A 25,283-nucleotide genomic window follows, 5' to 3' on the forward strand; every position below is an offset into this window, starting at 1 on the left:
CCGCGCCGAAAACCGTCTTGCCAAGACCGTTCATGCCGCCTTACGCTCAGGGCGTGGCGGCATGAGCGCCACCCCACAACCCGCCGAGTCTAACAAATGGCTCGGAGCACTTCGATGGGTCAGGCCATAGCTGACAGATTTTCAACCACATACTTTACGATTCCGATTCTGATTCTTCTTTGCGCTCTGTTGATAGTTTTGTTCTCAAGTGGATTAGAGCTCATCATTACGGGTGTAGACTGGCTAATCAAAAATTCTGAGGCAGCAGCTATCGCTTCATAGGCGGGCCAATGCCCTGCCATTCGATGAGGCGAGCCCCCTCCGTCTCGGCCTTTGGCCTCGACACCTCCCCCGTAAACGGGGGAGGAGGAACTCTGAGCATGAGGCTGGTTTCTCTTCCCCCGTTCACGGGGGAAGTGCCGACCCCGGACTTGTTCCGGGGGCGGCGATGGGGGCTACTCCGCGTTATCGTCAGGCGCTTGCGTTTTCAAAAAGCGAGAAGAATTTTCCGCCGTCTCCAATATCTTTTCCAGAACGCCGTCCATATTGTCATAGACCTCATTGTTCCAGAACCGCAAAACAATCCAGCCTTGTTTCTTCATAAATTCATCACGCGCGGCGTCACGTTTAAGCGCGTCGGGAAACCCATGCTGTTCGCCATCGCATTCGATGACAAGCCTTGCCTCAACACAGGCGAAGTCGGCGACATAAGGACCGACCGTGTGCTGACGGCGAAAACGAAAGCCGCCGAGCCCTCTGTTGCGGAGACGCGCCCACAAACGCCGTTCCGCTTCGGGCATCGTTTGACGCAACGTGCGTGCGTTTCTGTGGGGTCTGCGGATTGGCATGGTTAGAGTTTAACCCCCTCCGTCGCTACGCGACACCTCCCCCATTAACATGGGGGAGGAGAAGCTCTGAGCGTAAGGCGTGTTCCCTCTTCCCCCGTTTACGGGGGAAGTGCCGAGCGGAGCGAGGCGATGGGGGTTTCCGAAACAACAGGGGTGATGGGGGCCGGCCGAGTATAAGGCCATTCCGGACCCCGTGAATAAAATTTCACCACCTTTTTTATGGCCTTATACTGCGCGGCAGTCCGGATAGGGAGAGGCGGTGAGCGCTGCCGTAACTCATTGATCCGGATCGCGGCGCGCAGGGTGACAAGCCTCGCCGTTCCTCCTTTTTCATTCCGGGGGAGCGGCGTCACGGAAGGCTTTCACGCTGGCCGGTCGCAGCGCCCGGGCTTTCTCATGGCTCAACGTCTGGCGGGTAAAACCGTCCGGCGGTCATGATTACGGCCGGGCCCGCCGACGCTGAACAACGCTGCAAATGCGGGGCGTGATGCGCCCTTAAACTTAAAAGTGCGATGGACGTTTCACGCCCCGCGCCTCTCCGTCTTATACGCTCGCGCCGAAGTCGGCCGCGGCAGATTGGGGCTATGGCGTTGATCCAGATCAACCAAGCCGCTGCGCGGCGCCCATAGGTTTCTGCGCGTATTGAAAGGGTCCGACGACATGCCGACAGATGTGAGCGTAACCGAAGCGGAAAAACCGAAACCGGCGACCGCTTATGAGATGATCGGCGGGGCCGAGCCGGTCGCGCGCATCGTCAACCGGTTTTACGACCTCGTGGAGACGGACCCGGCCTATGCCGCCTTGCGCGCCATGCATGCGCCGGACCTTGCGCCCATGCGCGCCTCCCTCACCGGCTTTCTCATCGCCTGGATGGGCGGCCCGCGCGGCTGGTTCGACAATCGCGAAAAGACCTGCATGATGACGCTGCATCGCCCGCTCGCGATTGACGAAGGGCTCGCGGAGGAGTGGGCCGGCGCCATGGCCCGCGCCGTCGACGACTGCGAGATCGAGCCGGACTTCGCCAAACAGATGATCGAGGTTTTACGCCGCATGTGCGCCGGCATGGTCAATAGCTGACACCGCGCTGATGGGCCGCCCGTGAAACCGCCCAGCAGGACACATGTAGAAAGGAAAAGCATGGCGCGATCACACCATTTGCGGGCCAATCGGGGCCTTAACCTGGTCCCTAGCCGTTGACGCGGCGCAACAGATGGTTAACGCTGGCGGTGAACGCTCAGGGGGTCGCAGCCGCGGCCCCGGGCCCGAACCTCTTGGGGGAGATCATGAAGTTCAAATCCGCCATCACCGCTGTCGCCGCCGCTTTCGTTTTCACCGGAGTCATGACCGGCGCCGCCAACGCCGCCGTGATCTATGACGAGTCCGTGAGCGGCGATCTCGGCAATGTCGATTTCGGTCTCCTGACCGACAGCAACAACACCTTTCTCGGCACGCTCGACGGCGGCCCGTCCGGCACGACCGGTCCGGATGAGGGCGACACGATCCGCTTTGAGATGGCGAGCGCCTTCACGCTCAATATCGACATTCTGTCGGGCGTCGATACGGTCGTGTTCTTCTATCGGTATAATGGAACCAACTATGATCTTGTGGAGGCCGGCGGCTCCAGCGATGCGGCGCTCTACGGACCGGAGTTTCTGGCGGGGATGTATTACGCCAACCTCGTGCCCGTCACGAACTCAAACATGTCGGCCTATGCGTTCAGCGTGATCGCGGTTGAAGGCGCGATGTCCGAAGTGCCGCTTCCGGCCGCACTGCCGTTGTTCCTCGCCGGGCTCGGCGGCATCGGCCTGATGCGCCGCCGCAAGACGGCCTGAACGCCGACCCGCAAGGGCGATTGCGTTTTCTTGCGCCAATGGTGGCGTGATCTTCCGCGGCGGCGGCCCATCATGGGCCTCGAACCGAGGAGGGAGACGCGCTTTGACCGGGATCGACCCCGCGCCGTTATTCACGCCGTTCCGGCTGGGCGGCGTCACACTCGCCAACCGCTTCATCATGCCCGGCATGCAACGAAGCTGGTGCGAGGACGGCGCCCCGCTCCCCATCCTCGGGGAATATTACCGCCGCCGGGTCGAGGGCGGCGTCGCCATGGTGATCACCGAATCCTGTGCGGTCGACCACCCGACGGCGACGAATGTGCCGCAATTTGCGCGGATCAATCCGGCGACGCTTCCCGCCTGGAAAGATTGCGTCGCCGAGGTAAAGTCCGCAGGCGGATATATGCTGATCCAGCTCTGGCATGAGGGCGCGCTGCGGAAAGAAGACGCCGGCACGGGCGCCGAAGCACATGCGTCGACGCTCTCGCCCTCGGGGCTCGCCTTTCCCGGCAAGGAGAACGGGCGCGCGGCGAGCCTTGCCGAGATCGACGATCTGCGCGCCGCGTTTATCCGTAGCGCACTGCTCGCACAGGAAGCCGGCGCCGACGGGGTCGAAATCCATGCCTGTCACGGCTATCTGCTCGACCAGTTTTTGTGGCCGGGCACGAACCGCCGCGACGACGCCTATGGCGGACCGATTGAAAACCGCGCGCGGCTGCATGCGGAAATCATCGCGGGTGTGCGTGCGGCCTGCGGTCCCGGCTTTGTCATTTCGATCCGCTACTCGCAATGGAAGGAAGCCGATTACGAGGCGAAGATCGCTGCGACGCCGGACGAGCTGGAGACCATGCTGACGCTCTGGCGCGAGGCCGGGGCCGACATCTTCCACGCCTCAACGCGGCGGTTCTGGGAACCGGAATGGCCGGACCGCGATGAGACTTTGAACCTCGCGGGCTGGTCGAAAAAAGTCGGCGGCCTGCCCGTCATCACCGTGGGCAGCATCGGCTTCGACATCGACGTCATGTCATCGCTCCTCGAAGACCGCGAGGCGGAAAGTAATGTGGAGCGCGGGATGCGCGAGCTTCTCCGGCGGTTTAACGCGGACGAGTTCGATCTCATCGCCATCGGGCGCGGCCAGATCGCCGACCCGGAATGGGTGAACAAAGTGCGCGCCAGCCGTTTCGGCGATGTGCGCGCATTTTTACGGTCTGATCTTGGAACCTTTGACGGCGAAGGAACGAGCCTCATCGAAGACGCCCACAAGGCTGGTCAGAGGGTAGATCAGGGGGCAGATCAGAGGGCAGATCAGGACGCGGGCCGCGACGCTGGCGACGCATGACGACGCAAGTTGATGCAGGTCAACTTTCTCTTGAAACGCGTCTGGTAAAAGCGTTAACACTTATGACGCGTCTAACATCGGAGGTTTGCCTGTGACCGAGTCCGTAAAAGCCGCCACCCCAGAAGATGCCGACACTAAAACCGTAACCCCCTTCCCGCTGTTCGATCCCGGCGATTTTGCAAGCGCAAGCGCGCGCAATCTCGATTTCGCGACCCGCGCAGCCCGCGCCTGTTTCGGCGGTGCGGCGCAACTCAACTGGGAGGTCGTCGGTTTCATGAATATGCGCCTCGCCAAGGATGTGGCCGGCGCGCAAAAAGTCATCACCGCCAAGACCAGCCATGAAGCTTTTCACGAACAGGCGACGTTTGTTGAGCAAGCGCTGCGCGATTACGCCGACGCCGCCTCGAAATGGCTGCATATCGCGGCGGACGTCGCCAATCACACCCTCGCCCCGGTGGAAGAACGCACCGAGGAAGTCCTTGAGGAGTTCGATGAACGCGGCGCCCAAAGCGAAACGGCGGCGTAAGGCGTTGCGGCGGCGAGCGAGATAACATGCCTTATGTGAAAGAAACGCTCGCGCCGGGCGAGGAGTATCTTTACCGCGCGCATTTCAACTGGACCTATGATGTTCAGAGCTGGTTCTGGCTCGCCTTCTCCGCTATCCCCGCCGGCATGTGGGTCTACAGCGCCGCGCGGGATTATTTCGCGCACAACCCTTACGGACATATGTTTTTATTCGTCGCCGGCGCCGCATTCATGCTCGGCCTTGTCATCTGTCTGCGGCGTTATGTGCATAAATGGACGACGGTGATCGCCGTCACCTCCGTGCGTCTTATTCTCAAGACCGGCATGGTGGCGCGCACCAGCCACGAAGTCATGCTGGATGAAATCGAAGAAGTTCTGGTCGAACAAACTTTTCTTGGCCGCCTCCTCGGCTACGGCACTCTTAAAGTGCGCGGCACTGGCGCCGCGGTTGTTGAGTTTCCTGTTGTCGGCGGTCCCATGCGCGTGCGCCGGGAAATTGAGACGGCGCTAATCACTGCGCGCGGCCTGGCGAAACAACGCGCCTGATCAACATTCCACCACATTGACGGCGAGTCCGCCTTCGGAAGTTTCCTTATATTTGCGCGACATATCGAGACCGGTCTGACGCATGGTCTCGATCACCTGATCCAGCGAAACTTTATGTTCGTCGGAGGCCCGCAGCGCGAGACGTGCGGCGTTGACGGCTTTCACCGCGCCAATGGCGTTGCGCTCAATGCACGGGATTTGCACGAGCCCGCCGACAGGATCGCAAGTGAGGCCGAGATTGTGCTCCATACCGATTTCAGCGGCGTGCTCCACCTGCCCCGGCGTTCCGCCCCAGACCGCGGCGAGCCCGCCTGCCGCCATGGAGCAAGCAACGCCCACCTCCCCCTGGCAACCCATTTCCGCACCGGAGATTGACGCGCGCTGTTTGTAGAGCATGCCGATTCCCGCCGCCGTGAGAAGGAACACGCGGATCTGCGGGAGGTTTTCGCCGTCGACGCAGCAATAATGTTTGAGCACAGAGGGAATAATCCCTGCAGCGCCATTGGTCGGCGCCGTGACGACGCGCCCGCCGGCGGCGTTCTCTTCATTCACCGCCATGGCGTAGACATTGAGCCAGTCGAAGAGTTGTTCGCGTTCATTGGCGAGCGGCGCTTCGACGAGTTTTGCATAAAGCGACGGCGCGCGGCGTTTGACTTTCAGCCCGCCCGGAAGCTCGCCGCGCGTATTCAAACCGCGCTCGATACAATCGCGCATGGCGACCCAGATTTTGTCGAGCATCGCTTCCGTCTCGGCGCGCGGGCGGTGGTCGTCCTCATTTTCAAGGATGATCTCGTGCAGGGCGAGATTTGTATCACGGGCGATCGCGAGCAACTCCGTCGCGCTCGCAAACTGATGGCGGCCCGCGCGGGCTTGCGCAATCAGATCGTCCTCGGCGGGCGCGGCCAGTTGTTTGTCGCTGGCGATAAAGCCGCCGCCGACAGAATAATAGATTTGCGAAAACAGATCGGCGCCGTTTTCGGCATAGAGCGTCAGCCGCATTTCATTGGGATGGACCGTCGGGACCACATTGCCCATAAGGTCGATATCCGCTTTCCAGTCGAAGGCGACCGCAGGCCCGCCATGTAGCGCGATGCGTTTTTGCGTCTTCACATTGTCAATGGCGCGTTCCGCTTCATTCGGGTCCGTCGTCTCCGGTTCGAAGCCGAGCAGGCCGAGGACTGACGCCGTGTCTGTCCCGTGGCCGACGCCGGTGAGCGCCAGCGAGCCGTGAAGGTCGACTTTCACCCGCGCCGCGCGATCAAGAACGCCTTCCGCTTTCGCCTCTTCAAGAAAACGCCGCGCAATCCGCATCGGTCCCACGGTATGCGACGACGACGGGCCGATGCCGATTTTGAAAATATCAAAGACCGAGAGCATTTACTTTCTGTCTTCCATCTCCGGCTCAACGCCGAGGGCGCGCATGGCGGCGGCGACCGCATTGATCGCCTGTTCCGCCGTCGCCGCGTCAGGCGAACGCGCAACGATCGTGACGCCCATTTCATCGCCATCGATGGGGTAACTGCCGAGCGTGACATTTTTCAGAGCGGACTGGATGTCACGCAACTGATCGGCCAGCGTGGATTCAGGCAGGCTGCGGGCTGTCGCGGCCCGCGAATGAATGACGGCGCCATGCTCAATCGCGCCTTCGATGGCGGTCAGCATCGCCTGGAAGATCCGCGGCACGCCGGCCATGACAAAAATGTTTTCGATCCTGACGCCCGGCGCGCCGGAGACGGGGTTTTCAATCAACTCGGCGCCTTCCGGCGTCCTCGCCATGCGCATTCTCGCCGGCGTCACCTCAACATCCCGCCCCTTATAATAGGCGCGCACCATGGCGGCGGCGCGGGGGTGCTCAATCACCTTGACGCCGAGCGCGGCGGCAATGGCGTCCACCGTGATGTCATCATGAGTAGGGCCGATCCCGCCCGACGTGAAAACGTAATCATAGCGCGTGCGCAGGGCGTTCAACGCATCGCCGATCATGGCGGCGTCGTCGGGCACGACCCGCGCCTCCGTCAGCGCGACGCCGCGCTCGGTCAGCCAGCCCGCGAGATAATGCATATTCGCGTCGCGCGTGCGCCCCGAAAGGAGTTCATCGCCGATGGCGAGAATGGCGGCTGTCTTCTGCATGCTCATGGCCTGCTTTCCTGATCTGTTTTCCATGGCTCTAGGCCGCGTCCGGTCTGCGGTCAAACCGGGGCGGCTGGCGGCGAAGGCGGACTATAGCCCGGCCCCGAAGCCCGTGGATAACTTTGCACCAACACTGGAAAAAAACGAAGAATTCAACACATCTGTTGAATTCTTCAAGGCTCTTTTCAACTGACGATTGCGGGCCCGACCGACCCGCTTCGCCGCCTACTCTCTGAGGAAAACCGTGCTGCCCACGGGGCCCACGCCTTCGGGAACCGGAATGTCGGTGCCGGCGTAATCGGCGTTGAGCACCAGCGTCGGGTTGCCCGCCATCTGAAGCTTCCTCGCGACAATCGCCGTATAGGCGGACTGGTCGGCGACGGGCAGAAGGCTCGCCACCAGCAACACGCCGCGCGACAGATAGAACGTGCCGAGCAAGACGCGCGCATCGTCAGACAGAATACGGTGCATGCGGCCTTCCGGGGCGCTGCGATCCTCAAAGAAAAGAATGCCGGCGAGCGGACCTACCTTCGGCGCGGTCAGGCTCAGCACCGCTTCCGGGCCGAAGAAGAAGGTCGAGTCGGCGCCGGTAAGATAGAAGGAGACATTCTCGCCCGAAACCTTGCCGCCAATGCCGACCAGCAACGGTCCGTCCTTGATGACATAGGTGCCGGGATTGAGCTCAACATTCGCCAGCGCGCCAACCGTGATGCCGCCGCAATAGACGCCGGGATTGAGTGTGTATGTGGTTTCACTGAGGCCATCGCTGTTGATGAGGCTGTTAGTGCCGGCCACGTCGTCCAGCCCCTGAGCCGCCTGTGAAATCAGGCTTCCCGCCGAGCTGGTCACAGTCGCCGCAGCCGCGTCGATGAGATCGGTGATCTTCTCGCCATAAGCGGCGTCGATATAGTCGCAAGAGCCAACAGTCGGCGCCGCACGCTCGGACAAGGGATCGGCATAGGCGGGGCAATCCATCGTCGGCATCGGCGCGTAATTATTGCTGTTGCCATAAGCGCCGCCACCCGAACAGATCATGCCGGCCTGAATTTTCGAAAAGCCGCTGGCGACGACGCCTTCGGTCGAAATGGAGTTCGACATGATCGAACATTCATCGGCGAGCAATTTCGAATTGGTCGTCGCCGACACGGCGCCGCGATCAAGATCTTCCAGTGCAACGACGCAGACATTCATGCCGCCCATGGCGACCGCCGTGGAGGTAATGTCATGGTCGAGTTTGAAAGGCACGTAATTCGTTAGGATGAGCCCTTTCGAAGGCGGCATGGTCAGCTTTACGGTGACGGCGCCTTCCGTCAAATCGGTCGAGACTTCGCTCACGACGGAGGAGAATCCATAATTCTGCGCATAGCCGGACTCAAGCACGCTATTGATGACCGCTTCGATCTGGGAAGACGTAGCGTTCGCCAGCAAAAACTCGCGCGCGCCGCGCGTCGCCAAGGTGTCGGCAAGCTGCTTTAAGTTTGCGCGCTCATTATTCCAGCGGAAAAAATCAACGCCGCCGCCTGCAAACCCCAGCACAAGCGGCGTCATCAGCGCCGTCAGCATGGCGACATTGCCTTTTATGTCTCTCGCAAATCCAAACATAATGCACGGCCCCCTTGGCCTCGGCAGTTTTCTCCCCCGCCGTGCTGTTGAATATCCGTTCAAGAAGATAAAAATGTATTATTCAGACTGGTTAACAGAGAATATATTTCGCTATTTGCAATTTTAGGAAAAACCGTTCAATTCACCACCTAACCTCATGTTCCGGTTAGGATGTCAAAATGCGCTTGCCCTCGCCGCTGCTTACCGGGCGTTTAAAAAAAAGATACAAACGTTTTCTTTCTGATATTATTTTGGACGATGGGCGGGAGGTTGTCGCCCATTGCGCCAACCCCGGATCGATGCTCGGAGTCGCTGTGGACGGCGCCCGTGTCTGGGTTCACGAGCATGGCGATCCGAAACGCAAACTCGCCTTTTCCTGGGAACTGGTGGAGATCGACGGAACCCTGATCCCCGTGAACACCACCAACCCCAACCGCATCGTTCCCGAAGCTATCGATAAAGGCGTCATCCCCGAGCTCTCCGGTTATGGCGATATCGCCCGCGAGGTGAAATATGGCGAGGCGAGCCGCATTGACCTCCTCCTGTCCGGCGCCAAATCAGGAAAAGGACGAAAAAAGCCGTGCTATGTGGAAATCAAGAATGTCCACCTGTCGCGCACGCCGGGCCTTGCGGAATTTCCCGACAGCGTCACCAAAAGAGGCGCGAAACACCTCCAGGAACTCTCCCGGGTGGCCGATGAGGGCGCGCGGGCCGTCATGCTTTTTGTGGTCCAGCGCAGCGACTGCCGCCGTTTCGCGCCCGCCGCCGATCTCGACCCCGCCTACGCCAGGGCCCTGAAAGACGCGGCCTCGGCGGGGGTTGAACTTTTGTGCTACGATTGCGAAATCACCACGAATGAGGCGGTCCTGCGCAAGGCGCTGGAGATCGAACTGGAGTCCCGATGACCGAAGCCATTCTTGACGAAGACGACGTCGTCCGCCCCGGCGCTATCAAGCTGCACGGGCCCGAGGATTTCGACGGCATGCGCAAGGCGGGCCAGCTCGCCGCGTCGGCGCTAGACATGATCGCCGAGCAGGTGAAGCCGGGCGTCACCACGGAGCATCTCGACGATCTCATCCGCAAATTCGTTTTCGATCACAACGCCCTTTCGGCCACGATCGGCTATCGCGGCTATCGCCACGCAAGCTGCATCTCGCTCAATCACGTCATCTGTCACGGCATTCCGAGCGACAAGATTTTGAAAAACGGCGACATCATGAATATCGACGTCACCGTCATCGTTGACGGCTGGCATGGGGACACCAGCCGGATGTATTACGCCGGCGAGCCCAAGGTGAAGGCGCGCCGCCTCGTTGACACGACCTATGACGCGATGATGGCCGGGATTAACGCCGTGAAGCCCGGCGCGACCCTGCGCGATATCGGCCGCGCCATTCAGACCATCGCAGAAGGACAGGGCTTTTCCGTTGTGCGCGATTTTTGCGGTCACGGCCTCGGCCGGGTTTTCCACGACGCTCCTAATGTCGTTCATTATGCGGAATATAAAGACCGCTGGGGCGGCGTTCACGAAGCGCCGGACACGGAACTGAAACCCGGCATGTTTTTCACCATTGAGCCCATGATCAATGAGGGCAAGCCTGACGTGAAGCTCTTGAAAGACAACTGGACCGCCGTCGCCCGCGACAAGTCCCTCTCCGCCCAGTTCGAGCATTCGATCGGCGTCACCGAGACCGGCTTTGAGATTTTTACAAAGTCGCCCAAAGGCCTCGACCAGCCTCCTTACTAAAGCGCCCGCCCGCCAACACGGCTTGCTGAACCGCTCTTGCGACATTCCGGCGCCTGATTATCGCCGCACCGGCTGCGAATATTGACCGTTTATTAACAGCGCTGGCGCAATGCTTCTGGAACAGATTCCAGAAAAGGTCCGACTTCCAGCCATGGCGCGCGCAACCCCTTCTATCGATCCCTCCCATAGCGACATCGATTCGGGCGAGAGCGCGTTCGGTTTTGACGAGCTGTTTTTCTCGCGAACAGACCTGGCCGGGATTATCAAATACGGCAACAGCGTCTTCCAGCGCGTCAGCGTCTATAGCTGGGAGGAGTTGCTTTCCAAGCCTCACAAGATTGTCCGCCATCCTGACACGCCCCGCGCGGTGTTCTGGCTGTTGTGGAAGACGATCAAGGAAGGCAAGCCCATCGGCGCCTACGTAAAAAACAAGGCGAAAGACGGGCGCTATTACTGGGTGTTCGCGCTGGTGACGCCAGTGGACGGCGGTTATCTGTCTGTGCGGCTGCGCCCGAGCAGCGAGTTTTTCGGGATCATCGAGAACCTCTATCCGGCACTCGCCGAACAGGAGCGGCGCGAAAACCTCTCCCCGGAAGACAGCGCAAAGCTTCTGCTCAGCAAGCTCAACGAACTCGGGTTCGATAACTACGCAGCGTTCATGACCGCCGCGCTCGGCAAAGAACTCATGTCGCGCGACAATCATCTTGGAAGTAATGAAGACGGCGTGATCCTCAGATTCGATCAGCTGTTGAAAGTCACCCAGTCGCTGTTACGAGAAGCGGAAAATATCGCAGCCGCCTATAAAGCGAGCGAGATTGTTCCCACGAACTTCCGTATTCTCGCCTCCCAGCTTGGCGATGACGGCGCCGCGATCGGCGTCATCTCCGATAATTACAGCCTTTTGTCGAAAGACATGCACACTCTCGTCGAAGGCTTTATCGCCTCGGCGCAAAGTGTTGTTGACGCTATCAACACCAGCTATTTTCTTGTCTGCACGGCGCGCGTGCAGCGCGAGGTGCTGGACTTCTTCGGTCAGGAACAAACCGAAACCCATCAATCCGTGCGCGAGCGCGAGATGGACCTGTTGCGCCGTCAGCAAGCGGAATATGTGGCCAAAGCGCAAGACAGCCTGAGCGACATATCCATAAAATGCAACGGCTTCCGCAGGACCTGTCTCGATCTTGATCGCCTTGCGACAGGCCTTGAAGTGATGCGCGTCGTCGGCAAGGTCGAGTGCTCCAACTATCTGGGCGTCAAAGACCGCGTCGACGACCTTCTCAACAAGCTTGAAACCTATCAAAGGACCGTCACAGGCGCGCTGCGGACGCTCACACATACAAACACGCTGATCCAGCAGGAAACGGATATCCTTCGCAAGCAGGCGGAACGCGCCGCCTGACGCCTGCCTCTCCTATCTGTCGGTTGCGTCGAGCCGTAAACTGTTCAATTCTGTAGCCCTCGCCATTGCGGCGCCACGCATATGGACACGGGCTTGAAGATCGACGCTCCTGACGACAAACGGACAAAACACGCCGCCGACCACGCGAAAGGCCATCGCGAACGCTTGCGCGCGCGGTTTAAAAAAGCCGGCGTCGAAGGCGTCCAGGATTACGAGCTTTTGGAACTTATTCTCTTCAGAGCCATTCCCAGAAAGGACGTAAAGCCGCTGGCGAAAGAGCTGATCGCGACATTTGGCGGATTTCCCCAGGTTATCGCCGCGCCGGTGGAGCGCCTGATGGAGATAAAAGGCGTTTCGGAGAACGTGGCGCAGGAGCTGAAAATCGTTCAGGCGGCGGCGATCAAGCTTTCCCAGGCGCGCGTCCTGAAGCGTCCCGTCATTTCGTCGTGGGACGCCCTCCTTTCCTATTGCCGCGCATCCATGGCGGACGAAAAGACGGAGCTTTTTCGCATTCTTTTTCTCGACAAGAAAAACATCCTCATCGCCGATGAAGTTCAACAGCGCGGCACCGTGGACCACACGCCAGTATACCCCCGTGAAGTTGTAAAGCGCGCGCTGGAGCTTGGCGCCTCGGCGATCATTCTCGTCCATAACCACCCATCGGGCGACCCGACCCCATCGCAAGCCGATGTCGACATGACCAACAAAATCGTAAAAGCCGCCGCCGCGCTCAATATTCGCGTTCATGATCATCTGGTTATTGGCCACGATCAACATGCGAGCTTCAAATCCCTCGGACTTTTATAGAGGCGCACACGAATGACCCGTATCATCACCCTCACCCCGAACCCGGCCCTCGACTATGCGGTCACCGCGGATTTCGTTGAGCCGAACCGCAAACTGCGCTGCCGCGATCCGCAAATGCATCCCGGCGGCGGCGGCATCAATGTCGCCCGCTCCTGCTCGCGCCTCGGCGCGCATACGCTGGCGATTTTCACCGCCGGCGGCGTTTATGGCGATGCGCTTGTCAAATCACTCGCCATCGAAAATGTTCCCATGCGGATGATTCCGATCACGGGGGAGACCCGCCTCGCCTTTCACGTGAAAAATGACAGGGATGACAACGAATACCGTTTCAATCTTCCCGGCGCCAAGATGAGCGAAGATGAAATCGCCCGGTTTCTCACCGCCATACGCGAGGAGGCCGAACCCGGCGATTTTGTCGTCGCGAGCGGCAGCCTGCCCCCTGATGCGCCGCCCGACCTCTGGGCGCAGGCGGCGCGCGTCGCCAAGGACCAGGGCGCCCGCTTCGTGCTCGATTCCATAAGCGGTCTCGACGCGGCGCTGTCTGAAGGCGTCTATATGCTGCGCCAGAACGAGCATGAATATGAAGCTGTCTCCGGAAAGAAACTGACCTGGCCCGGCGAGATCGAAGCCTACGCCAAAGATCTTGTCACCAAGGGGCAAGTGCAGGCCATGGTGGTGAGCCATGGCGGCGACGGCTCCCTGATGGCGACGAAAGACGGCGTTTTCACGGCCCCTTCCTTCAAGGTGCGCGCTTCGAGCGCCGTCGGTGCGGGGGACAGTTTCGTAGGCGGGCTCTTAACGGCGCTGTCGCGCGGCGATAGCGAAACCGAGGCGCTCAAATTCGGTATGGCGGCCGCTGGCGCGACGCGTATGAGCGAGGGCACCGCTCTTTTCGACCCTGCCGACGTCAAAAAACTGATGGCGTCGACGAAGGCCTGACCAAACACGAAACCATCATCGAATCGCGCCTATGCTGCTGTCCTCAACTGGGGAGAGCACGATGCCATATTACAATGACCTTAGGCCCGACACGGATCTGAAGAAAAAAGGCTACGCGCTGGTTTTTCCGGAGATGCGCGATGCGGAGAAGATCCGCGCGATCGACAACATCCTCGCCTTGAAAACCGGCCTCGACAATCTCATTCCGCCGCGGCGCACGGACAAAACCATTCTGATCGCGAGCTGGAACATCAAGGAGTTCGGACACACCACGCAACGTCTGCCTGAAGCCTATTTCTATATTGCGGAAATCATTGCGCGGTTTGACCTGGTGGTTATTCAGGAGGTGAAATCCACCTTGCGCGATCTTCAGGTTCTCATGCGCCTGCTCGGCAGTGAGTGGGAATATGTTGTGAACGACATCACCAGCGGCGTCGACGGCAACTCCGAACGCTCGGCTTATCTTTATAACTCCTCTCGCGTGAAACTGTCCGGCACCGTTGGCGAGCTCGTGCTGTGGCCGGCGATCACACAAGGCGCCGACATACAACAGTTGAAACGCACGCCCTATCTCACCGGGTTTAAAGCAGGCTGGAAGGAATTCGGCATGCTCAGCGTTCACCTTCAGCCCGGCGACAAGCCGGAGAATGTGGATTACCGGCGGGAGGAAGTCTCGCTTCTCCTCACCGCGCTTCAGGAGAAAATCAGCGAGCATTGGACATCGAGCCTGGTGATCGCCGGCGACTTCAATTTCTACAAAGGCGATGACAAGGATGACGGGGCCGTCGAGCTTTTCACCGAAGCGGGCTATTATGAAGTGGACAGCCTGATCGGTCTCGACACCAATGCGTCAGCGACACAAGCCTATGACCGCATGTTCATCCGCACGAACGAATATTTCCGGGTTGTGGAGCGCCCGGACGGCCGCATGAATGGCGGCGTCTTCGACCCCTTTCAATTCGTTTATACGGATGCGCAGACCGAGGCTTACGGCGCGGAAATGGTCGAGGACTATACAGGAGAAAAAGATATGACGGACCCGGCCAACCAGGCGAAATATTTCAAACATCCATGGCGCAAGAACCAGCTTTCCGATCACTTCCCGATCTGGTTCGAACTGGAAATCGACAGCTCCGAAGACTTCCTGAAAAACAAACGCGAGGCGTTTTAGGACTAGGCCCTATTCCTCCTCGCCATAGATCGCGATCATGTGTTCCTTAGCGTTTTTGACGCCGCGGAACATGCCTTTTGAATTAAAGGTCATGGCGTAAGAGCCGTCCGGCCCGAGCACAATAACGCCGCCATCGGCGCCGGTCTCCTGCAAGCGGTGGTGGATCACGTCATCCGCCGCCTCTTCAACCGTCTTGCCCTGATATTCCACTTGCGCGCAGATGTCCCTCGCAATGGTCAGACGGATAAAATATTCGCCCCAGCCGGTGGAGGAGACGGCGCAGGACTTGTTGTCGGCGAAAGTCCCCGCGCCGATGATAGGCGTATCGCCGACACGGCCATAACGCTTCATCATCATCCCGCCCGTTGACGTGCCGGCGGCGAGATTGCCTTCAGCATCGAGCGCCACCGCGCCGACGGTGCCATATTTGAAATCATGAAACAGCGCCGCGTCTTTCTGTTTTTCTTTTTCAGCCTTGAGGGCGCGCTTGTAAGCTTTCCAGCGATGCTCGGTTTTAAAATAGCTGGGCTTGACCATTTCCAGATCATTTTGCCTGGCGAACTTTTCCGCGCCGTCGCGGGCGAACATTACATGGTCCGATTTCTCCATCACCGCGCGGGCGAGCTTGATCGGGTTTTTAACGCGCGTGACTCCGGCGACGGCGCCGGCGTTCAAATTGGCGCCGTCCATGATGGAGGAATCGAGTTCGTTCTTTCCGTCACGCGTGAAAACGGCGCCCTTGCCCGCATTGAACATGGGCGCATCTTCCATGAGAACGATGGCCGCCTCGACCGCATCGAGGGCCGCGCCGCCGCTCTCAAGCACGGCATAGCCGGCGTCGAGCGCTTCATTCAGCTTCGCGCGGAAAGCGGCTTCTTCTTCCGGCGAGTACCGCCCGGGCGCCAGCGCGCCGGCGCCGCCATGAATGACAATGGTGACTGGCGTCACCGGCGCAGCCTCGTGATGTTCCGCCATTGCCGGAGCGGCAAAGAAAATAGCCGCAAGCGTCAGAAAAATCCGCATGAATCGCCTCCCATTTCCATCATTGTGGAAGCGGCGGCGGGCGCAATCAAGGGCGGTTTTATTCGAAGTCGGGCGTCAGCATGCGCTGGGCGCGCCATTGCTCCACAATCCGGTCGATGAAGCTGTTGTCCTCGATTTCCACCGACCAGCCGTCGGTGAAGCAGGCGGTGAGGCTGCGCGGCACCGCCTCTGCGGGAAGCGCATCAAAACGGATTCGCGTCGGCATGGGCACGCCCTCACCCACGGCGATCGCTTCGCCGAGGCCCAGCGACGGCAGACAGCTTAGCAGGCTGGTCGACGCGTCAGGCACGGCGGCGCGCAATGCGTCCTGATCCGCCTGATTGGCGAGACGCATGGCGAAGATGGTATTGCACTGGGAAAGAACCGTCGGATCGAGTTCCGTGGGACGCTGCGAAGCGATCCAGAGCGCAACGCCGGTCTTGCGGCCTTCCTTGGCGATGCGGACAAGCGAGCGGCGTGTCGGACCGAAACCGTCTTCGGGATTGGCCGGCGCATAACGGTGCGCATCCTCCACCACGAGCGCGATCGGCGCCGCGCCATTGCTCCACAGACCAAATTCAAAGGCGAGACGCGAAACCACGGAGACCACAACCTGAACGACTTCCGCCGGCAGACCGCCAAGCTCGATGACGCTCACAGGCTGGCCGTCCACCGGAATCCGGAAAAGCTCACTCAGCATGTCCTTCAGCGTGTCCTGAACTGTCAGGCCGCCAAACATAAACGAATAGCGGGCATCCTGGCTGATGGCATAGATGCGGCTGCGGAGCCGTTTATAGGGCGCGCCCGTGCGCCCGCTGTCGAGCCCGCCAAGCGCCTTGTCAATCAGACCCAAAAGCTCAGAAATCCGATAGGGGATCGGCGTGTCCACCGTAACGGCGGTTCCGTCGGTGCGCAGCCGGCTCGCCCGGCCGGAGCCGCCCATATTCATCCGCTTCGCCGCCGGCAGAAGGTCTGCGAGGATTTCGATTTCCTCACTGTCGCGCGAGCGGCCGGGATAGAGAACTTCCACCAGCTCGTCGAAAGTCAGCATCCAGTATGGCAAATTGAAGCTTGTCGGGTCGAAGACAACGGCGCCGTCGCCGAAACTTTTCGAATATTCATTATGCGGATCGAGGATGACGATATGCGCATGAGGAAAGCGTTGAAGCACCGCGCGCAGGAGCAGCGCAACCGCACAGGACTTGCCCGCGCCGGTGGTGCCGAGAACCGCGCAATGACGCGAGAAGATTTCATCCACATTGACAGTGGCCGGAATGGAAGCATCCTGTTTGACGACGCCGACGCGCACGCTCGCGGCGCCGTTGACAGCAAAGAGCGCCGTCAATTCGTCGCGCGTCGCCACATGCACATTGTCGCCAAGGGTCGGATAGGCCGACACCCCGCGTCGGAACCGGGCCGGGGCATTGATCGTCGGCTTGGTAAATTCGCCGATAAGTTCAATCTCAATGATCCGCATCTCGGCGACCGCCGGATCAAGGCTGGGCGCCGGGTTAGTCATGGCCGACACAAGACCAAGCACGATCGACGAACCGGCGTCGACGCTCATAATCGCGCCCAACTGCGGACGGGACGAACGGTCGGAATCGGGCGTGTCCTCATCAAGCATGACAAGCGCATGGGAGCCGGTGACGGAGACAACCGTCCCCACGCGCGGCTTATCCTGAAACGCCATGTCGAAGGCTTCAGCGGTCGGGGCCGCGCCGCCCTTCCGGCTGAACGGCGATTTTTTATGGGATTTATGCGGCGTCATCGTCTCGCTCCGCGGTGTTTTCTACGCCGCTTTCATCTTCTTCCTGAGGGGGCTCCGCATAAAGCGCATCCGCCGGCGGCAAGGAAATCCGCGCAAGGGTTCCCTGTCCCGGCCGGCTCTCCACATAGAACCGTCCCCCTTGCATCTCGACAAAGGTTTTCGCGACCGCGTAGCCGACCCCCGGTCCGAGGAATGACCGGTCGAGGCCGCGATGAAGCTCTTTAAACGCTTCCAGCGCCTCGCTGAGCTCTTCATCCGTGAAGCCGTCGCCTTCATCGCGAACGGCGATCTCCGCCCAGCCGGGTCCAGTTCGCGACGCTTTGACATGGACCTGCCCGCCCTCATGACTGAGTTTGAGCGCCGTTTGAATAAGATGGTCCACCGCCTGGGAAAACCGTTCAGCGTCGCCCCATCCGAGAAGGTCGGCGCGGGCGCCCTGCCGCTTGATCTTGATGCCCGCGGCCTCGGCGCGCACCTGCGCGCGATCGACGGCCTCATCAAGAAGCGCTGCAAAATCGATGGGGCCTTCATTGATCTCGACCCGGCCGCTTTCGAGCGCCGCCACTTCCAGAAGCGTGTTGATATGACCGAGCAGAAGGTCGGCGGACTGAAGAATGTATTCTGCGTATGTCCGCTGTTGTTCGGCGCCGAGGCTGTAATCCTCACCGTCGCGCAACATGGTGGCGAAACCGATGATGGCGTTAAGAGGCGTCCTCAGTTCGTGATTCATATTGGCGAGGAATTCCGAACGCGCCTTAATGGCGAGCTCCGCCTCGATGCGCGCCGCGCGCGCCTCAAGTTCGGCGCGGCGGCGGAACATCAATTCGCCCATACGCGCGCCATATTCGGCGAGCCGTGAGCCGGATGATTCTGATCGTGACTTGGGCGCGGGCATGTCCAGTTCCTCCCGCAAATCCTAGCCTCGAAGCGCTAACGCGCCGTTAAGCATTCGCACGGGGAAACAGGGTTAAAAGAGAGTAAAATCCCTAAGCTTTGGCGGGACCGCCATCGGCCGGAGGGGCGTCCGCCTTCGCCTTTTCGGCGTTTTCCTTCGCCTTGGCCTTTTCCTTCGCCTTTTCCGCTTTTTGTTCCGGCGGCTTTGGAATATAGGCGAGCACGGTGTCGCCAATATCGGGTTTTAAAGGCGCCTCCTGCGAGGCGAACATGATCTCGCCCTTGCGGATAATCAGAATGACCTCATTTTCCGCACCCAGATCCTTTTTGTATTGCTCCGGCGGATATTCCTCGGAAATCTTGGTGCGCTGAAAAATCCAGCCGGAATAATGCCGGCGCACAAGTTCATCGAGGGCGACGCCGGAATGAAGGAAGGTCCGCCCCTGCAACGTGTAGGAAAGCGCCTTGCGGTCTTCTTCATCCTTGCCGCGGGCGTTCACCTGAAAAATCGACGCGCGTCCCATCTCGGGCGCAAGGTCAGTGGCCACAAGCGCATTATGAGCTTCATTGCCGCCAAGCGCGAGCAGATAACCGAAGCGGTTGAGATCGACATGATGCTCGGTCACTTCGGAAAGGATTTCACCGTAATAGGTCGGCACATTGGCGAGGCGCACCGGCCGCAGACGACGCCAGCTGGCGTCCGCTACGGTCACCGGCACTTCCATTTCTTTCAGCTTCGCCGCAAGCGCCGCAGAGAAAGGCGACGCGCCGACAATCAACACGCCCGGCCGCTCGCGCGAAGCAAGGCCCAGCGCTTTCGCCAATGGCGAGATGGTAAAACCATGCAGAACAACCGTGGCGAAGACCATGGCGAAGGCAAGCGCGATCAGCTTGTCGCCATCGAGATACCCGGCGGCGGTGAGCGAAGCGCCAAAGAAGCTTGAAACGGCGACGGCGACGATGCCGCGCGGCGCAATCCAGCCCACAAGCAATCGCTCTTTCCAGGGAAGGCCAGACCCGATGGTCGACAGAAAGACCGTCAGGGGGCGAACGACAAACAGCATCGCCACCAGGAACCAGAAGGCCGACCAGTCAAGCGCGCGCAAGGAGTCCATGGTCAAATTCGCCGTCAGGATGATGAACACGCCCGACACAAGAACGATTGTTATGTTTTCCTTGAAAAGACGCAGGTCATTGATGCTGGCGATGCGTGAATTGGCGAGCGTGACTCCCATGGCCGTCACGGAAAGCAGGCCGCCCTCCTCCTGTATCAGATTGGCGAACTCAAAACAGATCAGGACCAGCGCCAACAGGATCGGCGGCTTCAGATATTCGGGCGCCCAGCCGCGGCGAAAGGTCGTCGCCGTGAATCGTCCGAAAGCGTATCCAAACCCGAGCGCAAGCGCCGAGCCCAGGATCAGCGAACTGATAATGTCCACTGATGTGCCGCCATGGTCGCCAAGCAGCAGAAATTCATAAACCAGCACCGCAAGGAGCGCGCCGAGCGGATCGTTGACGATCCCTTCCCATTTGAGGAGTGTCGCCGGCCGCGGATTGAGTTTCGACTGGCGCAGAAGCGGGATGATCACCGTGGGGCCGGTGACGACCATGATCCCGCCGAAGAGAAGCGCCGCTTGCCAGGTGAGCCCGGCGATCAGATATGCGGCCGCCGCTGCAAGAAACCACGCAATCGGCACCCCCGGAAAGACAAGACGCCGAACGCCACGCGTCAGCCCGCGCAGTTCGGAGAAGTTCAGCTGTAACCCGCCTTCAAAAAGGATGACGGCGACCGCGACGGCGATGATCGGCCGGTAAAACTCACCGAATAACGCCTCCATGGGCGGCGTTCCGGGAGCCGCGTCCGGCGCCGCGAAAATGTTAAGGACAGGACCGGCGATGATACCCGCCACCGCCATCAGCACAATGGCCGGTAGATTGAATCGCCATGCAAGCCACTGCGCGCCAATGCCAAGCGCGCCAATAATCGCAAAGGCGAGAACCAGGTTTTCCATGCCGTCTCCCGTCTAGCCGCCGCTAGCGGTTTTTGAACACCGGTTTGCGCTTTTCCGCAAAGGCCGCCATTCCCTCTTTCTGGTCCTCAAAAGCGAATACGGAATGGAAGACGCGGCGTTCGAAACGCACGCCTTCGGACAGCGTCGTTTCATAAGCCCGGTTCACCGACTCCTTGGTGAGGATGGCGATGGGCCGGGAGAAACCGGCGATCTGTTTGGCGACGCGGAGCGCCTCTTCGCGCAACTCCGCTTTGGGCACGATACGGCTGACAAGACCGCAGCGTTCAGCTTCTTCGGCGTCCATCATGCGGCCGGTCAAACACATTTCCATAGCCTTTGACTTTCCGATGAAGCGCGCCAGACGCTGGGTGCCGCCGGCGCCGGGCATGGCGCCGATGGAAATCTCGGGCTGGCCGAACTTGGCGGTGTCGCCGGCGATGATGAAATCGCACATCAGTGCAAGTTCGCATCCGCCGCCGAGAGCGTAGCCGTTTACCGCTGCGATGATCGGCTTTCTCGTGCGGCTGACCGCTTCCCAGTTCGCGGTAATAAAGTCTTCCTTGAGAACGTCGATATAATCTTTCGACGCCATCTCCTTGATGTCGGCGCCGGCGGCGAAGGCTTTTTCAGAACCGGTCACCACCATGCAGCCGATGGCGTCATCCGCCTCGAACGCCTTCACCGCATCGGTCAGTTCATCCATGAGCTGGCGGTTAAACGCGTTCAGTGCGTCCGGCCGGTTAAGGGTAATGATCCCCACGGCGCCGTCGGTTTCAGTCAATATACATTCATACGGCATAATTTTATCCTGGGTTGGAATTGTCTAAGCGCCGAGGCCAATCAGCTTGACGAGTTCTTCCCGCGCCTTTTGGTCGTCGCGGAAAACACCCATCATACGGCTCGTCGTCATGGAAACACCCGGCGTATTGACGCCACGCGCCGTCATGCAGGCATGGCTCGCTTCGATGACAACAGCGACGCCCTGGGGCTCCAGAACCTTCTGGATGCAATCGGCGATCTCCGCCGTCAGCCGCTCCTGCACCTGCAACCGGCGGGCATAGGCTTTCACCACGCGGGCGAGCTTTGAAATGCCCACCACCTTGTCGGTCGGCAGGTAAGCCACATGCGCCTTGCCATGAATGGGCGCCATGTGGTGTTCGCAATGGGAGTGAAACGGAATGTCCTTCAGGAGAACAATTTCGTCATATCCGCCGACCTGTTCGAATGTCCGCTTGAGATAAGTCTCCGGGCATTCATCGTAACCTTGAAAATATTCAAGATAAGCGTCGACAACCCGCCGCGGCGTGTCCTTCAGACCTTCACGCTTCGGGTCGTCGCCGATCCAGCGAATGAGCTCGCGCACGGCTTCAAGCGCGCGCTCACGCTCTTCCTCAGTCCTTTTTCGCGGTTCTCCCGCCATCTTTCCTCCTATCGCTCGCCAAGCGACGTCACATCTCTTTGAGCGACGCCAGTGTAGTTCGAGAGCGGCCGGATCAGCTTGTTGTTGGCGAGCTGCTCCATGACATGGGCGGTCCATCCGGTGATGCGGCTCACGACGAAGATCGGCGTGAACATGGGGATCTCAAAGCCCATGAGATAATAGGCCGGACCGGCCGGGAAATCGAGATTCGGATAGATCCCCTTTTCCGCCACCATGGTCTCGTCGAGAATGCGGCTCATCTCCCAATAGTTTTGCGCCTCATCAGTTCCAATCACATCGACCATTTTTTTATAGGCGTCGGTCATGGTCGGCACACGGCTGTCGCCCGAGCGGTAGACCCGGTGGCCGAAACCCATGATCTTTTTCTTGGTCGCGAGGGCGTCGAGCATCCATTCCTTCGCGTTTTCCGGCGAGCCCACCTCTTTCAGCATGTGCATCACCGCCTCATTGGCGCCGCCATGGAGCGGGCCCTTTAGCGAGCCGATGGCGCCGGTGACCGCCGAATAGATGTCGGAGGTCGAGGACGCGATGGTCCGCGCGGTAAAGGTCGAGGCGTTGAAGGAGTGCTCGGCATAGAGCGTCATCGAAATGTCGAAACATTTGACGATCTCCGGCGCCGGGACCTCGCCGAAACACATGTGAAAGAAGTTTTCGGAAAAGGCGAGATCTTTGGTGGTCGGGATCGGCGTCTTGCCGTTGCGCAGGCGGAAATCCGCCGCGACGATTTCGGGAATGCGCGCATACATGCGAATGGATTTTTCCATCAGACCGTCGGGCGAGGAATCTTCCGTGGTCTCATCTTCCTGGCCGAGAAACGACACCGCGGTCCGCAGCGTGTCCATGGGATGCGCGCGCTTGTTGAATTTCGCCATGACGTCGAGAAGGTCTCTGGAAATCCCCCGCTCTTTTTTCTCCGCCGCATTGAAGGCGTCGAGCTCGCTTTGCGTGGGCAGCTCGCCATGCCAGATCAGGTAAGCGACTTCCTCAAACCGGCATTGGCTCGCCAGATCCTGCACCTTATAGCCGCGATAGGTCAGCGAATTGATCTCCGGCATCACCTTCGACACCGCCGTGTCGTCCGCCAAAACTCCCGCAAGGCCGTATTGTACTTCTGCGTTTGTCATCTTTTTATGTTCTCCTACCTTGCCTTATCCATACCATATGCGCGCTCAACCCTGGCGACGCGCAACTCAAAACTTTCATACCATTCGGCGCGGCCCCGGCTTCGCGCCGCTTCGTGTTCAGCGTTCTTTTTCCAATTGGCGATCGCTTCTTCGGATTGCCAGTAAGAAATCGTTATCCCGAAACCATCCTCGCCCCGCACCGACTCAATGCCGAGATAGCCCGGCATTGATTTCGCCAGCGTCTCCATTCGCTCAGCCGTCTCCGCGTAACCATTGTCGCCCGGCGTGCGCTGGTTTGAAAAAATCACGGCGTAATAGGGGGGCGTCAGGGCGCGGGAATTTGTCATGGTTGCGCGATCTTATGCAACAAAATCAGCCACAAAAAAAGCCCGGATTCACAGGGTGTTTCACGCCATAAATAGCAGATTTAACTTAGCTTTATAGATTACCTAGCGCATTCGCCCACACCCTATTGCGCCCCAGTGAAACCCTATAGATTTGCGCAGGCTGAATCCGCCAGCGCCGCGAACATCGCTGCCTCGGTTTTGTCGCCGCCACGAGACATCACAATAAAAAGACCCGACATGGCCGGGTCTTTTTATGAGCTTTCCGCCCCGCATTTCAGCCGCCTGTCACGTCGTTAATCGCGGCGGCGATATTTTAGCCTATTCAAGTCGCGCGCCCTGATTACTGTCTCTGAATTCACTCATGCCGCGCACGCTGTTGGTCATGCTATCGCGCCATTGTTCAGCCGTGCGGCAGTCTCTTGATTTACCCAAACGGGTGCCTGTCTTCTTTATTGTTTTGCAAATGATCTCATTCGGATCATAGTCAGGATCCGAGATCGCTTTTTGTTCCGCATCCGGTTGAGTCAGCGCTTCATCAACCGCCGCCCGCCGCTCAGCAACTGTCAGCCTTTGTTCCGTACCCGTCGTTGCACAACCAGCAACAAGCACAAGAGCTGCAAATGAAGAAATAAGTACGCCAGTATTTATTTTCATCTCGACCCTCCAATATCAGCCGCCCCGCCCCCGTAAAAGGCACAAAAGCAGCGTTGCCCGAGATGTAGAAAATATAGGCGACGGCGAACCTTAACAAGCCTTACAGACCAACCCTTTCCCCGGGCGACTTCATCCAAGCCCCGGAATACCCTGAATTTTCAGGGTACGTTGTTAATACTGCGAATTTCCGCCCTTATTCCAATGGCGTATCGCCAACCTGAAAATTGTAAATCGACTCATCAAACTTGTTATAGTCGTGATAGCGTAAGAGGTCATAAAGATCGCGGCGGTGCTGCATCTGATCAAGAATGCCGTTCTGATCGCCGTCTTTCAAAATCGCGTCGAGACCGCGATCGCAGGCGCCCATCGCAAGACGCAAGGTTGTCACCGGATAGATCACAACATTGAACCCCAGCGCCTCAAGCTCTTTTTTATTCAAAAGGCGGCTTTTACCGAACTCCGTCATATTGGCGAGGATCGGCGCTTTAATCGCTTTGCGGACCGCCTCAAACTCCTTCTCGGATTTCATCGCCTCCGGAAAGATCATGTCGGCGCCGGCGTCCACATAAGCTTTCATGCGGTCGATGGACGCCTCGAGCCCTTCTACGGCGCGGGCGTCGGATCGCGCAATCAAGACAAAGTTAGGGTCGCGCTTGGCTTCGGCCGCCGCCTTGACGCGCTGGACCATGACGTCGGTAGAAACAATCTCCTTACCATCGAGATGGCCGCAGCGTTTCGGCATGACCTGATCTTCAATATGACAACCGGAAAGCCCCGCCTCCTCCATCATCATCACCGTGCGCGCCGCCGCCATGGGCTCGCCGAAACCGGTGTCAATATCGATGAAGGACGGAAGGTCGGTGACGCGCGAGATTTGCCGTCCCCGCTCAACAAACTCCGTCATGGTGGCGATGCCGATATCGGGCAGGCATAGATCAGCAGCCATCACCGCGCCGGAGATATAGACGCCGTCAAACCCTTTCTGTTCGATCATCTGCGCACATAACGGATTGAATGCGCCCGGATATTGAAGAAGCTTTCCTGAAGCGAGACCTTTTCTGAAATCAGCGCGTTTTTCCGCTGCGGATTTTTTTGTAAATAACATTTCAACCTCTGTCTTTCTGTTCGCTGC

At 59.3% G+C, this 25,283-nt stretch carries 26 protein-coding genes; 12 read left to right on the plus strand and 14 right to left on the minus strand.

The window, feature by feature from the left end; genetic code table 11:
* Window positions 1-455: 455 nt before the first annotated feature.
* Window positions 456-848: an endonuclease domain-containing protein gene (locus ACFC5L_RS16445; RefSeq protein ID WP_375203781.1), complete on the minus strand. Its 393-nt coding sequence runs from the start codon at window positions 846-848 to the stop codon at window positions 456-458.
* 660 nt (window positions 849-1,508) lie between these two features.
* Between ACFC5L_RS16445 and ACFC5L_RS16450 the strand changes: the two genes are divergently transcribed.
* From ACFC5L_RS16450 to ACFC5L_RS16470, 5 genes are all read left to right on the plus strand, one after another.
* Window positions 1,509-1,925 carry a group II truncated hemoglobin gene (locus tag ACFC5L_RS16450; protein ID WP_375203782.1) on the plus strand — a complete coding sequence of 139 codons (417 nt, stop codon included), beginning with the start codon at window positions 1,509-1,511 and terminating at the stop codon, window positions 1,923-1,925.
* A 206-nt stretch (window positions 1,926-2,131) separates the two neighbouring features.
* On the plus strand, window positions 2,132-2,680 hold the full coding sequence (locus ACFC5L_RS16455; RefSeq protein ID WP_375203783.1) for a VPLPA-CTERM sorting domain-containing protein: 549 nt from the start codon (window positions 2,132-2,134) through the stop codon (window positions 2,678-2,680).
* Between the two features lie 103 nt (window positions 2,681-2,783).
* Window positions 2,784-4,019 (plus strand): oxidoreductase, encoded by a 1,236-nt coding sequence (locus tag ACFC5L_RS16460; protein ID WP_375203784.1) that lies wholly within the window; start codon window positions 2,784-2,786, stop codon window positions 4,017-4,019.
* A gap of 91 nt (window positions 4,020-4,110) precedes the next feature.
* Window positions 4,111-4,545 carry a phasin family protein gene (locus ACFC5L_RS16465; protein WP_375203785.1) on the plus strand — a complete coding sequence of 145 codons (435 nt, stop codon included), beginning with the start codon at window positions 4,111-4,113 and terminating at the stop codon, window positions 4,543-4,545.
* A 26-nt stretch (window positions 4,546-4,571) separates the two neighbouring features.
* The gene (locus ACFC5L_RS16470) at window positions 4,572-5,090 is read left to right on the plus strand and encodes a PH domain-containing protein (protein ID WP_375203786.1); all 519 of its coding nucleotides are present in this window, start codon (window positions 4,572-4,574) and stop codon (window positions 5,088-5,090) included.
* On the opposite strand, the gene ACFC5L_RS16475 is transcribed toward ACFC5L_RS16470, so the two are convergent.
* Together ACFC5L_RS16475 and ACFC5L_RS16480 are read right to left on the minus strand one after the other, a co-directional pair.
* Window positions 5,091-6,467, minus strand: a complete 1,377-nt coding sequence (locus ACFC5L_RS16475; RefSeq protein WP_375203787.1) for an L-serine ammonia-lyase — start codon at window positions 6,465-6,467, stop codon at window positions 5,091-5,093.
* On the minus strand, window positions 6,468-7,226 hold the full coding sequence (locus ACFC5L_RS16480; protein ID WP_375203788.1) for a competence/damage-inducible protein A: 759 nt from the start codon (window positions 7,224-7,226) through the stop codon (window positions 6,468-6,470).
* Between ACFC5L_RS16480 and ACFC5L_RS16485 the strand changes: the two genes are divergently transcribed.
* Window positions 7,201-7,413 (plus strand): hypothetical protein, encoded by a 213-nt coding sequence (locus ACFC5L_RS16485; protein WP_375203789.1) that lies wholly within the window; start codon window positions 7,201-7,203, stop codon window positions 7,411-7,413. The two genes, ACFC5L_RS16480 and ACFC5L_RS16485, sit on opposite strands and share 26 nt — an antisense overlap.
* A gap of 32 nt (window positions 7,414-7,445) precedes the next feature.
* Here ACFC5L_RS16485 and ACFC5L_RS16490 read toward each other — a convergent pair whose 3' ends face one another.
* The gene (locus ACFC5L_RS16490) at window positions 7,446-8,822 is read right to left on the minus strand and encodes a TadE/TadG family type IV pilus assembly protein (RefSeq protein WP_375203790.1); all 1,377 of its coding nucleotides are present in this window, start codon (window positions 8,820-8,822) and stop codon (window positions 7,446-7,448) included.
* A 179-nt stretch (window positions 8,823-9,001) separates the two neighbouring features.
* Here ACFC5L_RS16490 and sfsA point away from each other — a divergent pair, with 179 nt between their 5' ends.
* The 6 genes from sfsA (at window position 9,002) to ACFC5L_RS16520 (ending at window position 14,885) form a co-directional block, all read left to right on the plus strand.
* The gene (gene sfsA / locus ACFC5L_RS16495; RefSeq protein WP_375203791.1) at window positions 9,002-9,727 is read left to right on the plus strand and encodes a DNA/RNA nuclease SfsA; all 726 of its coding nucleotides are present in this window, start codon (window positions 9,002-9,004) and stop codon (window positions 9,725-9,727) included.
* Window positions 9,724-10,569 carry a type I methionyl aminopeptidase gene (gene map, locus ACFC5L_RS16500; RefSeq protein ID WP_375203792.1) on the plus strand — a complete coding sequence of 282 codons (846 nt, stop codon included), beginning with the start codon at window positions 9,724-9,726 and terminating at the stop codon, window positions 10,567-10,569. Before sfsA ends, map begins: the two co-directional genes overlap by 4 nt.
* Before the next feature lie 151 nt (window positions 10,570-10,720).
* Window positions 10,721-11,968 (plus strand): PAS domain-containing protein, encoded by a 1,248-nt coding sequence (locus tag ACFC5L_RS16505; RefSeq protein WP_375203793.1) that lies wholly within the window; start codon window positions 10,721-10,723, stop codon window positions 11,966-11,968.
* Window positions 11,969-12,049: 81 nt separating this feature from the next.
* On the plus strand, window positions 12,050-12,775 hold the full coding sequence (radC, locus tag ACFC5L_RS16510; RefSeq protein ID WP_375203794.1) for a RadC family protein: 726 nt from the start codon (window positions 12,050-12,052) through the stop codon (window positions 12,773-12,775).
* A gap of 12 nt (window positions 12,776-12,787) precedes the next feature.
* Window positions 12,788-13,714 carry a 1-phosphofructokinase family hexose kinase gene (locus ACFC5L_RS16515; RefSeq protein ID WP_375203795.1) on the plus strand — a complete coding sequence of 309 codons (927 nt, stop codon included), beginning with the start codon at window positions 12,788-12,790 and terminating at the stop codon, window positions 13,712-13,714.
* Between the two features lie 61 nt (window positions 13,715-13,775).
* Window positions 13,776-14,885 (plus strand): endonuclease/exonuclease/phosphatase family protein, encoded by a 1,110-nt coding sequence (locus tag ACFC5L_RS16520; protein WP_375203796.1) that lies wholly within the window; start codon window positions 13,776-13,778, stop codon window positions 14,883-14,885.
* A 9-nt stretch (window positions 14,886-14,894) separates the two neighbouring features.
* Here the strand turns inward: ACFC5L_RS16520 and ACFC5L_RS16525 are convergent, their stop codons facing one another.
* The 10 genes from ACFC5L_RS16525 to prpB all read right to left on the minus strand — a co-directional run bounded on the left by ACFC5L_RS16525 (window position 14,895) and on the right by prpB (window position 25,256).
* Entirely contained in the window at window positions 14,895-15,908 is a 1,014-nt protein-coding gene (locus ACFC5L_RS16525) for an isoaspartyl peptidase/L-asparaginase family protein (RefSeq protein WP_375203797.1), read from the minus strand.
* A gap of 58 nt (window positions 15,909-15,966) precedes the next feature.
* Window positions 15,967-17,679, minus strand: coding sequence for an ATP-binding protein (locus ACFC5L_RS16530; protein WP_375203798.1), 1,713 nt, complete (start codon window positions 17,677-17,679; stop codon window positions 15,967-15,969).
* Window positions 17,666-18,574, minus strand: a complete 909-nt coding sequence (locus ACFC5L_RS16535; protein ID WP_375203799.1) for a sensor histidine kinase — start codon at window positions 18,572-18,574, stop codon at window positions 17,666-17,668. Before ACFC5L_RS16535 ends, ACFC5L_RS16530 begins: the two co-directional genes overlap by 14 nt.
* 91 nt (window positions 18,575-18,665) lie before the next feature.
* The gene (locus ACFC5L_RS16540) at window positions 18,666-20,585 is read right to left on the minus strand and encodes a cation:proton antiporter (RefSeq protein ID WP_375203800.1); all 1,920 of its coding nucleotides are present in this window, start codon (window positions 20,583-20,585) and stop codon (window positions 18,666-18,668) included.
* A 22-nt stretch (window positions 20,586-20,607) separates the two neighbouring features.
* On the minus strand, window positions 20,608-21,384 hold the full coding sequence (locus ACFC5L_RS16545) for an enoyl-CoA hydratase (RefSeq protein WP_375203801.1): 777 nt from the start codon (window positions 21,382-21,384) through the stop codon (window positions 20,608-20,610).
* Window positions 21,385-21,408: 24 nt separating this feature from the next.
* Window positions 21,409-22,005, minus strand: coding sequence for a GTP cyclohydrolase I FolE (folE, locus tag ACFC5L_RS16550; protein WP_375203802.1), 597 nt, complete (start codon window positions 22,003-22,005; stop codon window positions 21,409-21,411).
* An 8-nt stretch (window positions 22,006-22,013) separates the two neighbouring features.
* The gene (locus tag ACFC5L_RS16555) at window positions 22,014-23,150 is read right to left on the minus strand and encodes a bifunctional 2-methylcitrate synthase/citrate synthase (protein WP_375203803.1); all 1,137 of its coding nucleotides are present in this window, start codon (window positions 23,148-23,150) and stop codon (window positions 22,014-22,016) included.
* Between the two features lie 14 nt (window positions 23,151-23,164).
* A complete protein-coding gene (locus ACFC5L_RS16560; protein WP_375203804.1) occupies window positions 23,165-23,497 on the minus strand; it encodes an antibiotic biosynthesis monooxygenase family protein in 333 nt (110 codons plus the stop codon).
* 318 nt (window positions 23,498-23,815) lie between these two features.
* Window positions 23,816-24,151 (minus strand): hypothetical protein, encoded by a 336-nt coding sequence (locus tag ACFC5L_RS16565; protein WP_375203805.1) that lies wholly within the window; start codon window positions 24,149-24,151, stop codon window positions 23,816-23,818.
* Between the two features lie 193 nt (window positions 24,152-24,344).
* On the minus strand, window positions 24,345-25,256 hold the full coding sequence (prpB, locus tag ACFC5L_RS16570; RefSeq protein ID WP_375203806.1) for a methylisocitrate lyase: 912 nt from the start codon (window positions 25,254-25,256) through the stop codon (window positions 24,345-24,347).
* Window positions 25,257-25,283: the final 27 nt, after the last annotated feature.

Source organism: Hyphococcus sp. (genome assembly GCF_041986965.1).
Lineage (GTDB): Bacteria > Pseudomonadota > Alphaproteobacteria > Caulobacterales > Parvularculaceae > Hyphococcus.